The organism is Paenibacillus sp. 01T422 (genome assembly GCF_056398785.1).
On record NZ_JBFTQB010001129.1, the window covers coordinates 1 to 1,731 of the forward strand.

The 1,731-nt window shown below is 46.0% G+C and carries 1 protein-coding gene and 1 pseudogene; both read left to right on the plus strand.

The genetic code is table 11. The features are described from left to right. Positions 1 to 1,196: type 2 periplasmic-binding domain-containing protein (locus AC1DUA_RS36390; RefSeq protein WP_477504365.1), on the plus strand; the 1,196-nt coding region annotated here is incomplete at its 5' end. Positions 1,197 to 1,279: 83 nt separating this feature from the next. After that, positions 1,280 to 1,731, plus strand: a pseudogene (locus AC1DUA_RS36395) (sugar ABC transporter permease); the annotation flags it as partial.

Here is a 1,731-nt window from a genome sequence, read left to right on the forward strand (position 1 = left end):
ACAAATATGCACCGAACCTTAAGAAGCTGCTGAATGACCATCCGGATTGGAAAAAGCAAATTTCAACAGATGAAGGAAGCATCTATGCCTTCCCATTCTTGCGTGGCGATGACAAAGTCAGAGTGTTCTTCGGGCCATCGGTCCGCCAGGATTGGCTGGATAAGCTAGGCCTCCAGATGCCGACGACAATCGACGAATGGTACACCGTCCTCAAAGCATTTAAAGAGAAAGACCCGAATGGCAACGGCAAAGCGGATGAAATTCCGATTTATTTGGACAAAAATTTGTTTGCTACCGATGCGCCTTTCCTTGGAGCTTGGGGGATTAACTACAGCTTCTATCAGGACGGGGGCAAAGTGAAATACGGTCCGATTCAGCCTGAATACAAAGAATTCCTGACCACGATGAACAAATGGTACAAGGAAGGCTTGCTGGATAAGGACTTCGCAGCGCCTAACGATAAACTCTTCGACAACAAAATGACGACCAATCTCATAGGAGCAACAGTTTCATTTAATGGGGGAGGTATTGGCAAATATGCAGGACTCATGAAGGACAAAGATCCCAAATTCGATCTGGAAGCGGCTCCTTATCCGGTAATGAAAGCAGGCGATAAAGCGATTTGGGGGCAAAAGGATTTTGCCTATAACGGTGTTGGAGCAGCGATTTCGACAGCCAATAAGAACCCTATCGAAACCGTCAAATGGCTTGATTATGCTTACGGTGATAAAGGTGATCTCCTCTTCAACTACGGGGTTGAGGGCACTAGCTACAAGATGGAGAATAGCAAAGCAACCTTCCTTCCCGAGATTTTGAATCCTCCGGCAGGGACCAGCATTCAGCAAGCGATTGCCAAGTATAATCGGGCAACGTGGAGTGCTCCTTTTGTACTCAGCGATAATTTCCAGATGCAATATCTGGCTTTGCCTCAGCAGAAGAAGGCTTTGGAAGTCTGGTCGAAGCCAACGGCTGAGCGGAAGATCCCGCTTGTTTCTCCAACTCAGGATGAAAGCAGTAAATTCGCATCGATTGTAACGGACATTCAAACGTATCAAGATGAGATGCTGTTGAAATTCATTATGGGGGTCGAACCGATCAGTAACTTTGATCAATATGTGAAAAAGATTCAGAGCATGGGGATTGATGAAGCGGTCAAAATCCAGCAAGGGGCTCTTGAGCGTTTCAATAAACGATAAGCAATCATTGAATGAGGGGATGAACCGTGTTTGTTTATCCCCTCGTTTTCTTGCAGAAACCTGAAAGAAAGGATAGGGAGACGATGAGGCAAAGTCCTGCAAATGGTGCGGCTGAGCATGCCGTCACGACAACGAAAACATATCGCAATCCGACTGTCCTGCAAACCATACGCGCTGATGTGAAACGGCACTGGTCCATTTACGTCATGGCACTTCCCGTCATTGCTTATTACCTCATATTTCATTATGGACCGATGTACGGATTGCAAATCGCCTTTAAGGACTTTTCGCCAGCGAAAGGGATTTTGGGAAGCCCATGGGTCGGTTTTAAACATTTTGAAAGCTTTTTTAACGGGATTTACTTCTGGCGCTTAATTAAAAATACCATCCTGATCAACTTATATGATCTGTTATTTGGTTTCCCGGCGGCGATCCTACTGGCGCTGCTGCTCAATGAAATCCGCCATAGTGTATTTAAGCGGGTTGTCCAGTCTATCTCTTATTTGCCGCATTTCATCTCCATCGTGGTTGTGGC